Genomic DNA, 12,661 nt, shown 5'->3' on the forward strand with positions numbered 1-12,661 from the left:
CGGAGATCTTTAGCCTGAAGGAGCCCGTCAAGATCCCGCTGGTGCTGAGCCGCAACGAGATCAAGCGCATCCTGCTTATGGCTCCAAGCCTGAAGGCGCGGGTGATGCTGTCGCTGGCCTATGGGTGTGGGATGCGCGCGGGCGAAGTCGTTCGGCTGCGGGTCGGCGACATTGACGGAGAACAAGAGATCATCCGCATCGTGCAGTCCAAAGGCCGCAAGGACCGCAACGTCATGCTGCCCACCGATATTCTGGGCCTGTTCCCGAATGAACTACGGTGGAGCGAAAGGGTGCGGTGACGTTGCCATGGCGTACCATTGGGAGGCTGGAGTCCTGAGGAAACGCCAACGCAATGAACAGGCGAACCAGCGGCACTGATCGGACGGAAGAGTATATTGCGCTACGGCCATTAGGCGACTAGCATACCAGAAGTATCGGACTGCTGCGCGTGGTTGCCGTCAGCGCCGAGACGTTTGGCGTTGACGAAGCAAACAGGCAGCCAAACGCGGGGTGTTGAACGCCCCCCGTTCATGGAGCAATTGGACCAGCAAAGGTGCTGAATGCAGTTAATATCGGAGCTACCGAAACGCCGGACCACAACGGACCTGGTGTTTGATAGGCTATACAAGGACATCCTGTCATTGACCTTGCTGCCCGGCACCAAGCTTTCGGAGGCGGAAATCGCCAGGCGGTTCGGTGTTTCGCGCCAACCCGTGCGCGATGCGTTCAACAAGCTCAAGTCGCAGGATCTGCTGCTCATACGGCCGCAAAAGGCAACCGAAGTGCGCGGGTTTTCTATGGAACGCATCGCACACGTACGGTTCGTGCGACTTGCCGTCGAAATGGAGGTGGTTCGATGCGCCTGTGCAAACTGGCAGCCGGACCACTCTGAAATCCTTGCGGAAAACCTTGCTGACCAGAAAAAGGCATCGGAGCTGGCTCAACCGGATATCTTTCACAGGCTGGACTATGATTTTCACAAACGGATCTGCGAACTCGGAGGGCACCGGATGGCATTCGAGACCATACAGGACTGCAAGCAAAAAACCGACCGATTGTGTGTTCTCAGCCTTGGAAGGCAAAGCGAAATCGCGACGCTGTATCAGGATCATCGTGACCTGGCCCAAGCACTCGATGCGCGTGACGCGGACAAGGCAGCGGACGTTGTCCGCAGGCATCTGGGACGGCTCGACGACACGATCACCGAAATCCATTTGAAACACTCGGAGTATTTCGAATAGGCACAGGATTCGCTGGGGTCAAAGGCCCAGCGGCGCGCGCAAGCGCGTGTGGTCCTCTTGCAGAAGGGACGCTCCATCACGGCAGCTTGCAAATCTGCGGAGTCGTACGGAAACCTGGCGCAATCGGGACTCCCGCAGTTTGCGCAAGATCAAGGACGTTCGCAAACCTGGCGTGCCAGTAAGGAACCAAGGACTGCGAACAGGAGACAAGGTCATGCTCGAGATTTCCCCGCGAAAGGTGGCACAGGTGATCCTGATGTCACGCGAACTGCACCGTGCCGAAGGCGAACTGCGCGCCTTTATCGACCGGCTGAGCGAAGATGAGCAGGCCGAATTGGTTGCCATCATGTGGGTCGGGCGCGACAGTTTTGATGCGGATGATCTTGGTGATGCGATTGCGACCGCCAAGGCGGAGGCTTCGGTGCCCTGCGCCGACTATCTGCTCGGCACTCCCCACATGTCCGACCATCTTGAAAATGGTCTGGACGCCCTGGGAATTTCCGCGACCGAGGCCGAAGACGACCTGATGTAGGCCCCGGCCCGGCCCCTAGGCCAGATGGTCCACGATTTGCAGGTGTTGCGCCAGTTTGTCGATTTCGCCCATCCAGCGCTCGACCAGCCTGGGGTCGCTGGGCGCGGCGTGGACCCCGGCGGCGATTTCGTGATCGAGCACGGATTCCACGGCGAGCGAAACCGGGATAGACACCAGTCGCGCCATCGCCGTGCCGCGGGCATCACCCCACGCGTCCATCACGTATGTCTTGTGCCAGACCGGCACACCATCCCTTTCGGCATTCAGGCTGACGCAGAGCACGACCCTGTCGGGTTCACCATCCTCATAGGCATGTTCGGCCCAGAACTGGTCCGACATCTCTCCGAGCCGGGCGTCGCCTTCGACGCCTGACAGCGTTTCAACCTCGTCAAACACATGCTTCCATGCCTGGGCCCACCCGTTCAGGCGCAATGTGCCGCGCACAAATTCCTTGATCGGCCAGCCGTCCTCAAACCCGTACTGCGCCATGAAGGGGACACTGTCACGATTGGGATACACTTCGAAAGTCTCAGGCATCGGCAGAGGCGCGGCATAGCTGCTGATTGCATCCCAGGGGCGGTCGACCGTCAACTCGGAATAGGCCTGGATGGACCGGCTGGGCGAGCGCAACGCCTTGAGGACGCCCAGAGGTGACCAGCTGAACTTGTAGCGAAACGGATTCGCCTTCTTGGGCACGCCACCGCAGTAGGAAATGAAACTGATGTGGTTGGCCGTATCGAACGCAGGCGACGCCCGATACGCATCCATGAGCGCATGCGCCATCAGGTGGTCGATACCGGGGTCAAGCCCGACCTCGTTGACCAAGGCGACACCGGCCGCACGCGCAGAGGCATCAAGTGCACGCATTTGAGGAGCGATATACGAGGAACTGACGAAATGTGCCGCCTGTGCGATGGCCAATTCCGCCAGCGGCACGTGCCAGTCTCCGGGCAGCATGGATACGATCACGTCACCCTTGTCCAGTCGTGCTGCAAGCGCTTCGATTTCAAACGCCTCGATCCAGGTGGTCAGATCGCCAACGGCGTCGCGCGCTTTGCCGGTTGTCCGGTTCCAGACGGTGACATCATGGCCCGCTTCAAGCAGGCGGCGAAGACCGGGAATGGCCGAAAGGCCGGTGCCGCACCAGTGAATTGCCATCGTTCAGAGTCCCTTCATGTGTTCGTCAAATGTCGCCTTTGCACGGCCCCATACACCGCGCGACAGGTCGCCGAGTGTCAGCAGGGATGGCAGCAATTGTTCGCCGTAATCCACGGAACTCTCTACCGGCAACATCGAAGGTAAATTGTCGATGGCGGTGACGTCCAGCAGCGGCACATCCTGAACCCGCAGTGCCGGTTCGTCCCAGGTGGTCGTGCGGTCATAGACCTTGACCGGAGAAAACACGCTGTCCGGATCGCACGCGATGTCGCCGATCACCGTCAACCTGCGCGGCGCCGTCTTGGCGATGGCCGGAACAAAGACCGGTGTGTCCGGACGCGCAAGAATACAGTTCAGAAAGATGTCGTGGTCCAGAACCTCGGGGAATGGCCCGCCGTGAGCTGTCTCTTCCATGTCCCATTTGGTCACCGTCACGTCCATCGCGGCGCAAAGATCGGCGGCACCGGTGCCAACACGACCAAGTGCGCCGATCACCAAGGCGGTGGGCCGATGGGCTCCGATCGCGTTGAGTTCGGCGGATAGCTCGTCCAGCAACGCCTTTGACCCTGCATAGGTCGACACCGGGCCGATGATCTCGTCGCGTTGCTGTGCAGCCCAGCATTTCAGAGCGACCGCCGCCCCCGCGAAGCCGGCCCAATAACCAAACGCGGCCACACGCCGCCCGGTTTCGTCGACGAGATACTCCAGATCGTAGAGTGTACCGCCGCCAGCCTTGAACCGCTTGAGCAGCACTTGCCCGGCGGGTTGCCCCTTGTAGGCGTGGCCGAACAGGATGTGCCGATGGGTCAGCGGTGTGCCGTCTTCGGGCAGTTCCTTGAGACCAAAGATGATCGCGTCCAGAGGCGCATCTGGCCAACTGTTCTCGGCGGCAATCTCGCAACCGGCCTCGCGATAGGCCGCAATGGGAATGGCACGAAACGAGCTTTGCTCAACCGTGACGCGCAACCCCGCCTCGATCAACTGCGCCGCGCCTTCGGGGGTCAAGCCAACCCGCTCCTCGTTTGCCCGCTGTTCTGCCCGGACCCAGAGATGTGTCATCGTGGTGTTCCTTCAGATCATGCCCTTGGCGCGCGCCTTTTGCACCGAGGTTCTGGCGTTCATCGCATCCATGAACGCCGAAATTCTGGGAAAGGCAGACGTATCGACGCCGTCGCCGCCAAGCCAGTTGCAGATCACGAACAGATAGGGATCGGCAATGCTGAAAGCGTCGCCCAGAACATAGGGGCCTGCAAGGCCGTGGGCCTCGATATGGGCCGCGCTTTCGGCCATGGTTTCGGGGACTTTGGCGGCCATGTCGTCAAACGACTCCTGTCGCGTGGCCCAGCGGCTGCCGCGCATCCTGTGGGCGTGATTCACATGCATGGTGGAGGCGAGATAATACATGACCTCGCGCATCCGCGCCGCTTCGACAACACTCTGAGGAACCAGACCCGCCTCTGGAGCGGTGGCGGCGACATACTCCAACAGCGCACCGGTTTCAGTTAGGATGCCCTGCCCCGTCTCAAGCGCGGGCACGCGTCCCTTGGGGTTGATGCGGTGATAGGCGGGCCGGGTCTGTTCGCCAGAGCCGAAATCGACCTTGATAGCCTTGAACGGCAGATCTGCATCGAACAGCGCAATCGCGGTGGCAATCGAGATCGTGCCCGGCGCGTAATGGAGCGTCAGCATTCTGTGGGTCTCCTAGAAATGGGTCTGGGCGAATTGCCGCTCGGGGGTGTCCAGATGCGGCACGGCGTTGAACAACACCGGACTGAGGTGATCGCCGATGGGAAACAGGCGATGCATCGAGGTATTCATGATCGCAAGGGCGACCCGCGCCGTGGCCGACATGTTCAGACCCATGAACCGGCGCATCGCAATCGCGATCAGCCCGCCCGAGGTGACGACCAATGCCGGGCCACTGCCCGTGGCAATTTCATTCAACGCATCGTTCACCCGGGTCTCGAACGCGGAAAAACTCTCGGGAGCCCCCTCGAGTTCGTCATTCTGCCAGGCTTCAAACACCCTGGGTAAGTGCGTGATAAAGCCTTCACGCTCCTGTGGAATGGGGATTCCATGTTGCTCATCCAGCAGCTGTGCCAGGGTAAAATACTGGAGCTCGTTTAGCCGGTCATCCTGCACGGCATCACCCACGGCCATACTGTCCGCGGTATCGATCTGGCGTCTCAGCGTGCCACAAAAGACACGAGGATGATGGCTGCCCGTGGCCCGCAGATGATCGCCCAGCCATGCCGCCTGTTGATGCCCCAATTCGCTGAGCCGATCGTACTCGGTTTCATCCCGAGCGCTGGTATTGGCCTGACCGTGACGTATGAGGGTGATGTGGGACATTGCGACAGCTCCTGCTTGCTCCCGTCTTAGGGGAGAGCGGTCGCGGGTGCCAGTGGGCGGCGGTGAAATTCGCAAAGCGTCGGGAGGGAGATCTCAACATGCTGCCCTGCAACGGCGCAACCCGATGCTGCGCCTTGCGTCAAACACTTGGCTTATGGCGTTTGCACCACGCATATTCCGAAAACCCGGTAGAATTCGCATGGCTGCCGAAGACGATCGGTGGCCTGCCCCTCCCGCGCGAGATGCAGCGGCCTTTTGTTGCCGCGCACCCTGCCGGAACGCTCGCAACGACCACGCCCGAAAATCTCCCAGGGATGCACCCCGCCAATTCTGATTTTGCCGCTGGCCCGTCCGGTGGCGCGGGGACGACAAGACCACCTGGCCCAAGCCGACGATTGCCCTTCGAGCCACGCGCGACGCACCGTCTTCACCGGTGCCGCCTGCATAACCCTTAGCCCGACGGACAGGTCCGAGACACCATGCTCATTCCGCGCCGCGCGCGCTCGCGAAAATCGGTGATCTCGGAAGTCTCGGATGCCTCCCGGAGCGCCCTAGTAGATGTAACGGATCTGGTCGGTCCAGTAGCGTTCGACCCGCTTCAGCGAACTCGTGATGGCTTCGATCCCCTCGGCATCAATCACTCCCCGCCCTTCCAGCCCTTCAGCATGGCGCGCAAAAAGCGTGGCGACGATATCGCGCACTTCGCGCCCGCGCGGCGTCAGCTTCACCCGGACAGAGCGGCGATCTATCTCGCAACGCTGGTGGTGCATGTAGCCCATCTCGACCAACTTCTTGAGATTGTAGCTGACATTGCTACCCTGGTAGTAACCGCGGGTTTTCAACTCTCCCGCCGTGACCTCGTTCTCGCCGATATTGAAGAGCAACAGCGCCTGAACGGCGTTGATTTCCAGAACGCCAACGCGTTCAAACTCATCCTTGATCACGTCAAGCAACAGCCGGTGCAGCCGTTCCACCAACGCCAGCGATTCCAGATATCCGGTCATGAACCCTTTTTGGGTAACCGGGCCTACTTGCATTTCCATACTCATCCGTCTCTCCGACTCGATCTGCTCGGGTCAGAGACTGACGGGAAAACCCGAAGAATCGGTTAAACCGAATTTTCCTCAGTTCTGAAATGTTTGCGAGATTTCATCGAGCAACGCACCAAAGCGGGCGGGCGTCGGAACCTGCCCTGTTACCCACTGGTAGAGGTCCTGGTCATTCTCATCCAGAAGTGCATCGTAGAGATCAAGGTCGTCTGCGGTCATGCTTGCGAGATTGGCATCGGCAAAGGCACTCAGGATCAAATCCATTTCCTTGATCCCGCGCCGCATCGACCGCATCCTGAGCCGCCTGACCCGGGTATCGCGCGGCTCGGTCACGGACGATCCTGCACCAGTTGGCGCAGCTTCTTCTCTACTCTCGCGGCGTGCTCTGCATTGGTGCGCATCACGGCACGGATTTCCCTGAGTTCCGCCAGGACGCCGGCAAAATCCTCGCCGACGGTCAAATCATCAGGCGCTGCCGGGCCTTCGCCTTCGCCGGTCAGAAGCCATTTGATCGACACATTCAGCAATCCCGCGAGCATCGAAAGGCGGTTGGCGCGCGGCTCGGATATGTCATCTTCCCAGTGGGTCAGGGTCGTTTTCTTGATTCCCAACCGCCGGGCGAGTTCTGCCTGGGTCATGTTGGCAGCCTCGCGTGCACCTGCCACACGGTCGCCGAAAGTCGCGGCATCGGGTCCGTACCAGTCGGTGTCTTGATCGTTCATTTTCGCTCTCCTGTGGGTCGCGTTGAAACCTGCTTGATCGGCTGTCGGCGGCAACCTATGACAGTCGTGACGAACATACAAACCGAGGCTGATATGAGTTTCCTGTCTGCGACACTGTCGCGTGTCAAACCGTCTCCGACCATCGCCGTGAGCAACATGGCGCAAGAGTTGAAGGCGGCCGGACGAGATGTCATCGGCCTCGGCGCGGGAGAGCCGGATTTCGACACGCCGGACAACATCAGGGCCGCCGGCATCCGCGCCATTGAAGAGGGCAGGACGAAGTACACAGCCGTGGACGGAATTGCAGAGCTGAAACAGGCGATCTGTGCCAAGTTTCTGCGCGACAACGGACTGACCTATACGCCCGAACAGGTGAGCGTCGGAACCGGTGGCAAGCAGATCCTATACAACGCGCTGGTGGCGACCCTCAATCCCGGTGACGAAGTGGTGATCCCCGCCCCCTACTGGGTCAGCTATCCGGACATGGTTCTGTTGGCGGGCGGCACACCGGTGATTGCCGAAGCGTCGTTGCAGACCCGCTTCAAACTGACCCCGGATCAGCTTGAAGCCGCAATCACGCCAAAGACCAAGTGGTTCATATTCAATTCGCCGTCCAACCCCACCGGCGCAGGTTACTCCCGCGACGAGCTGGAGGCGCTGACGGATGTTCTGATGCGTCACCCGCATGTGTGGGTGATGACCGATGACATGTACGAACACCTTGCCTACGACGGGTTCGAATTCTGCACCCCTGCCGAGGTCGAACCCCGCCTCTACGAGCGCACCCTGACCTGCAACGGCGTCAGCAAGGCCTATGCGATGACCGGCTGGCGGATCGGATATGCGGCCGGCCCGGTTCCGTTGATTGCGGCGATGCGCAAGATCCAGAGCCAGAGCACCTCGAACCCCTGCTCGGTCAGCCAGTGGGCGGCGGTCGAAGCGCTGAACGGTCCGCAGGATTTCCTGGGGCCGAACAACGAGACATTCAAGCGCCGCCGCGATCTGGTGGTGTCCATGCTGTCGGAGATTGACGGTATCACCTGCCCGACACCGGAAGGCGCATTCTATGTCTATCCGTCTATCGCCGGGTTGATCGGCAAGACGACGCCAGCGGGCGTGGTGATCGAGGATGACGAGACCTTTGCCAAGGCGTTGCTGGAAGACGTCGGTGTCGCCGTGGTCTTTGGCGCGGCGTTTGGCCTGAGCCCGAATTTCCGGGTCAGCTACGCAACCGCTGACGAGGCGCTCAAAGAAGCCTGTCGCCGCATCCAGACATTTTGTGCTAGACTGGCCTGACACATAGCCCAAGCCCTTTGGATCGCCTCGTGCTGATAGGGTCGCGCGGCGCCAGGATTGCCGGTTCAATCCATTTCGGATTGCTCTCACGCGGCTTTGATCACAGAACGAGGCGGCCAGGGTCCAGCAAGCAAGGGCGGGCGATGTGACAGCGGCATGGCCCCTTTCAGGGCCATGCGGTTTCAAATTTGTACGGCTTGGCCTTCGGGCTCCTGGATAGACTATTGTTGTTACGGCGTATTGACCGGGACATTTGACCAGAAAAACGATTTGGGGAGACTTTTCCACATGACGACATATACAATTTCGGATGGTTTCGCGATCGTGCGCGACCCGGTCAGCGATGACGTCACAGCCGTCGCAAGCTCGACGTTTGAGCTGATCGTCCCGGATTCCGAAACATCCATGAGCTATACCGTGAACCCACTGCAACCCGGTGAAGACCCCGGCGACGAAACCGTGGAGATCGCGGTGGATTACTACAATTTTCTCATCAACGACACGCTGGTCGGCGATGGCAGGCCTGTCGACCCCGAGATGAGCATCTTCGAAGTCGAGTGGCAAGACGGCGCTGTGACCAGGACCTCGACGGTTCTGGTTGCCTATGTCGAGAATGATCCGATCCTGGGCGGTGGCACTCAGGAAACGGACTTTATCTTCGTGATCTCTGGCGCCCCGCTCCCTGCAATCAACTCGATATCGGATTGGGAAAACTTCGAATCAGGCATCACCGATATCAAGGTGCCTGACTCGGGGCCTTACAGACCGGGCATCGATATCCCGCTGAACAGCCTCGGGACAGACGTCTCGGAGAATGACAATATTACAGGCACCGCTGGCGATGATACCTTCAGTTCAGGTGCAGGAAGAGATTTCGTTGAAGGCCTGGGCGGCGACGACATTCTGAATGGTGGTGGTGGCAGAGATACGCTGCGCGGTGACAGCGGCAGCGACACGCTGCGCGGAAAGACCGGGAACGACAAACTGTTCGGCGGCAATCACGATGACAAGATATTTGCCGGTGCCGGTGATGACACCATGAGAGGCGGCAAGGGAAGTGACACGCTGAGGGGTGCTGATGGCGATGACACTGCCTATGGGGACGCCGGCAGGGACATCATTCGGGGCGAAGCTGGAAACGATCAACTGAATGGTGGCAAAGGCAATGATCGCATGTGGGGCGACGGCGGTCGCGATACGCTGGATGGCGGCTTAGGCAACGATGTCATGTACGGTGGGTTCGGGTCGGATACATTCGTGTTCTCGCCTGGCGATGACCGAATTCGTGATTTCCAGTCAAGAGACCAGATAGACCTGCGGGGTGTTGCCTCGATCACGGGTTTCAACGACCTCAGGAACAATCATACCGAAGACATCGGCGGCAATCTTGTGATTGATGATGGCGCCGGAAATACGCTGACGCTCGTTGGATTTTCCGAGGCGGACCTGAGAGCAAACGACTTCATCTTCTGAGCCAAGGGAAATCACGGCGCAGTGCTCACACGCGGGGACTGAGAGAACGCGAACGTTTCGCGTTTGACCTGGGCCATCTGGTATCACCCAGGGCGTTCCGCGTTGAACCTGAATCACCTGACACTGCCTGAAATCATAGATTTCAACGCTTTATTTGATACCAGATGATACGCGTTCAACGCGACGCGCTTCAGAGGCTGTAGATGTCCGAGAACTTGGTTTCCAGGTAGCCCAGCAACGGTGCCTCGGATGGCTCCATCCCGCTGGCCCGTTTGATGACCTCCCGAGGTGCATAGAGCCCGCCGTGACGTTGGAGATTTTCGCGCAGCCACCCCGTCGCGCCAGATGTATCGCCCTCTGCCAATTGCGCGTCCAGGTCCGGCACCGCGGCCCGCAGCGCCTGATTAAGACACCCTGCATAGACATTGCCCAGCGAATAGGTCGGGAAGTAGCCGAACAGACCAACCGACCAATGCACATCCTGCAAACACCCGTTGGACGGTCGATCGACCGCATAGCCGAAGTCCGCCGCGAAGCGGTCGTTCCAGGCCGCTTCAAGGTCAGGCACCTGCAAATCGCCCGACATCAGCGACCGCTCCAGATCGAACCGCAGCATGATGTGCAGATTGTATTGTACCTCATCCGCTTCGGTCCGAATGTAGCCGTTCTCGACGCTGTTCACCGCCGCATAAAACGCATCGGCGTCGGCAATGCCGATGTCTCCGAAGACCGCATTCATACGTCCAAACAACCAACCGGCGAACGCCCGCGAGCGGCCGATCTGGTTCTCGTAAATCCTGCTCTGGCTCTCATGTACACCCATGGACACGCCCTGTCCCAGCGGGGTCAGCGCATAGGCGGGGTCGATCCCCTGTTCATAGGCGGCGTGCCCGACTTCGTGGATCGTCGAATAGATACAGTTGAACGGGTCGGTCGGGCTGGTCCGGGTGGTGATGCGTACGTCCGATCCGCTGCCGGAACTGAAGGGATGAACAGCCTTGTCCACCCGTCCCCGGTTCAGGTCATATCCAAAGGTCTGCGCAAGGTCGCGGCTCAGCATCATTTGCGCCGCCTCATCAAAACGCCCGCTCACGCCTTCGGCCTTCGGCCTTTCAAGAACAGCGGCACGCAGGGCGACAAGGCGCGGGCGCATCGCGTCAAACATGGCCGCGATCTGCGCACCTGTTGTACCCGGTTCGTAGTCGTCGAGCATTGCGTCATAGAGATCGCCACCCTTCGCCAGCGCCGCGCCCTCTTCCCGCTTGAGGGCAACGACCTCGTCCAAGACCGGAAGAAAGGCAGCCACATCCTCTGCCGCCCGCGCGGCAGCCCACTTGCCCTGCGCCTCTGACGTGACCTGTGCAATCCGCTTGGCCAGATCCGCCGGAACCTTGTTTGCCCGCTCGAAAGCCCGACGAATTTCCCTGATCTGCGCGGCGTCCGCAGGGTCGTTCGCCGCTGCCGTTTCCAGCCACTCGCCCACCTGAGGGGCCGAGCGGCGCGCATGCAGGATCGACTCCATGGCGGCCATTTCCAAACCTCGTTGCCCCGCCGCGCCGCGCGGCATCATGGTCTCCTGATCCCAGCCCAGCCGGCCAGCGACCTGCGCCAAAGCAGAGGTTTCACGTTGGTACGCCATCAAAGCGTCAAATGCCGTCATAGGGGTTATCCTCTTACCGATGTCGCGATGGGATAGGCGCTCAGGAACCGGGCGCGCAGGATGAGCGTCCAGACCAGCACCGCCGCAAGCTGATGCAGAATGGCGATTTGCCACGGCGCGCCGTAGAGCACCGTCACGATCCCCACAACGACCTGCAACGACAGCGACGCGAACACCGCATTGAAGGCGAAACGCGTGGCCGAGTGCGCGCTGCGCCGTCCGCGCAACCAGACAACAATCGCAAATACGAACAGCAGGTATCCGGTGATCCGATGAATGAACTGAACCAATCCCGGATTCTCGAAAAAGTTGCGCCACATCGGCTTGATCTCAAAAGGATCCATTGGGATGAACTGGCCATCCATGAGCGGCCATTCCGGATAGTTGCGCCCCGCGTCGATGCCCGCGACCAGCGCCCCGATCAGAATTTGCAGAAAGGCGAAATGCAAGAGCCCGGTCGACAGTCCGAACAACCGCCCCTCTTTCGCGCGCCGTGCCTGCATCAATTCTCGCTCTTCCCGGCCAAGCAGAAAGACATACCAGCCAATCACGCCCAGAATGACAAAGGCCAGACCCAGATGAACCGCCAGCCGATAGCTGGCAACATCGGTCATGCCCTCGCCTTGCGTTACGCCGGACGAAACCATCCACCAGCCAATCGCCCCCTGCAAACCACCAAGGGCTCCGACCAGAAACAGACGCCCTGTCCAGCCTGCGGGTATCTTGCGCGCCACGAAAAATCCGACAAAGCCGATGGCCCAGACCAATCCGATCACGCGGCCAAGCTGTCGGTGTCCCCATTCCCACCAATAGATCGATTTGAAATCGGCGAGTTCCATCCACTGGTTTTGCACGCGAAACTCGTCAATCTGCTTGTATCTGTCGAACTCTGCCTGCCAATCCGCTGCACTCATCGGGGGCAGCGCGCCGGTCACCGGACGCCATTCCGTAATCGACAGACCGCTGTCAGTCAGCCGCGTCAACCCACCGACCGCGATCATCACGACGACCAGCCCGAACAACAGCATGAGCCACAGCCGTACGCCGCGTCGCGCGCCTCCACGCCCCTTGTCGATCAATCCGGGCTGCGCCACAGGTCGTGCCGTGCCCTGATCGGATACATCTTCGAAAATGCTACGTTTTTCGCTCATCTCCGCCTCACTCAAGATTTGCCCAGA

General features: G+C 60.0%; 14 protein-coding genes. 5 read left to right on the plus strand and 9 right to left on the minus strand.

All coding sequences use genetic code 11. The features are described 5' to 3' along the window. The 3 genes from QO231_RS23435 to QO231_RS23445 form a co-directional block, all read left to right on the plus strand. Positions 1-299: tyrosine-type recombinase/integrase (locus QO231_RS23435; protein ID WP_316782117.1), on the plus strand; the 299-nt coding region annotated here is incomplete at its 5' end. A 261-nt stretch (positions 300-560) separates the two neighbouring features. Continuing rightward, positions 561-1,241, plus strand: coding sequence for a GntR family transcriptional regulator (locus tag QO231_RS23440; RefSeq protein ID WP_316782119.1), 681 nt, complete (start codon positions 561-563; stop codon positions 1,239-1,241). Positions 1,242-1,455: 214 nt separating this feature from the next. Then, positions 1,456-1,773: a DUF3775 domain-containing protein gene (locus QO231_RS23445; RefSeq protein WP_316782120.1), complete on the plus strand. Its 318-nt coding sequence runs from the start codon at positions 1,456-1,458 to the stop codon at positions 1,771-1,773. Positions 1,774-1,788: 15 nt separating this feature from the next. On the opposite strand, the gene QO231_RS23450 is transcribed toward QO231_RS23445, so the two are convergent. From QO231_RS23450 to QO231_RS23480, 7 genes are all read right to left on the minus strand, one after another. After that, on the minus strand, positions 1,789-2,931 hold the full coding sequence (locus tag QO231_RS23450; protein ID WP_316782122.1) for a saccharopine dehydrogenase C-terminal domain-containing protein: 1,143 nt from the start codon (positions 2,929-2,931) through the stop codon (positions 1,789-1,791). Between the two features lie 3 nt (positions 2,932-2,934). Next, complete coding sequence (locus QO231_RS23455; protein ID WP_316782124.1) at positions 2,935-3,990, minus strand: saccharopine dehydrogenase; 1,056 nt, start codon at positions 3,988-3,990, stop codon at positions 2,935-2,937. 12 nt (positions 3,991-4,002) lie between these two features. Continuing rightward, complete coding sequence (locus QO231_RS23460; protein WP_316782172.1) at positions 4,003-4,617, minus strand: glutathione S-transferase family protein; 615 nt, start codon at positions 4,615-4,617, stop codon at positions 4,003-4,005. Positions 4,618-4,632: 15 nt separating this feature from the next. After that, on the minus strand, positions 4,633-5,283 hold the full coding sequence (locus tag QO231_RS23465; protein WP_316782126.1) for a histidine phosphatase family protein: 651 nt from the start codon (positions 5,281-5,283) through the stop codon (positions 4,633-4,635). Positions 5,284-5,834: 551 nt separating this feature from the next. Continuing rightward, a complete protein-coding gene (locus tag QO231_RS23470; RefSeq protein ID WP_394356694.1) occupies positions 5,835-6,332 on the minus strand; it encodes a MarR family winged helix-turn-helix transcriptional regulator in 498 nt (165 codons plus the stop codon). 75 nt (positions 6,333-6,407) lie between these two features. Beyond that, entirely contained in the window at positions 6,408-6,665 is a 258-nt protein-coding gene (locus QO231_RS23475) for a succinate dehydrogenase assembly factor 2 (protein WP_316782127.1), read from the minus strand. Continuing rightward, a complete protein-coding gene (locus QO231_RS23480) occupies positions 6,662-7,054 on the minus strand; it encodes a helix-turn-helix domain-containing protein (RefSeq protein WP_316782129.1) in 393 nt (130 codons plus the stop codon). Before QO231_RS23480 ends, QO231_RS23475 begins: the two co-directional genes overlap by 4 nt. 93 nt (positions 7,055-7,147) lie before the next feature. Here QO231_RS23480 and QO231_RS23485 point away from each other — a divergent pair, with 93 nt between their 5' ends. Further along, a complete protein-coding gene (locus QO231_RS23485) occupies positions 7,148-8,350 on the plus strand; it encodes a pyridoxal phosphate-dependent aminotransferase (RefSeq protein ID WP_316782175.1) in 1,203 nt (400 codons plus the stop codon). Positions 8,351-8,638: 288 nt separating this feature from the next. Then, a complete protein-coding gene (locus QO231_RS23490; protein ID WP_316782131.1) occupies positions 8,639-9,823 on the plus strand; it encodes a calcium-binding protein in 1,185 nt (394 codons plus the stop codon). Between the two features lie 190 nt (positions 9,824-10,013). Here the strand turns inward: QO231_RS23490 and QO231_RS23495 are convergent, their stop codons facing one another. Both QO231_RS23495 and ctaA read right to left on the minus strand, forming a co-directional pair. Further along, a complete protein-coding gene (locus QO231_RS23495) occupies positions 10,014-11,483 on the minus strand; it encodes a carboxypeptidase M32 (RefSeq protein ID WP_316782132.1) in 1,470 nt (489 codons plus the stop codon). Between the two features lie 5 nt (positions 11,484-11,488). Continuing rightward, positions 11,489-12,634 (minus strand): heme A synthase, encoded by a 1,146-nt coding sequence (ctaA, locus tag QO231_RS23500; RefSeq protein WP_316782134.1) that lies wholly within the window; start codon positions 12,632-12,634, stop codon positions 11,489-11,491. Positions 12,635-12,661: the final 27 nt, after the last annotated feature.

The organism is Sedimentitalea todarodis, assembly GCF_032595355.1.
Lineage (GTDB): Bacteria > Pseudomonadota > Alphaproteobacteria > Rhodobacterales > Rhodobacteraceae > Sedimentitalea > Sedimentitalea todarodis.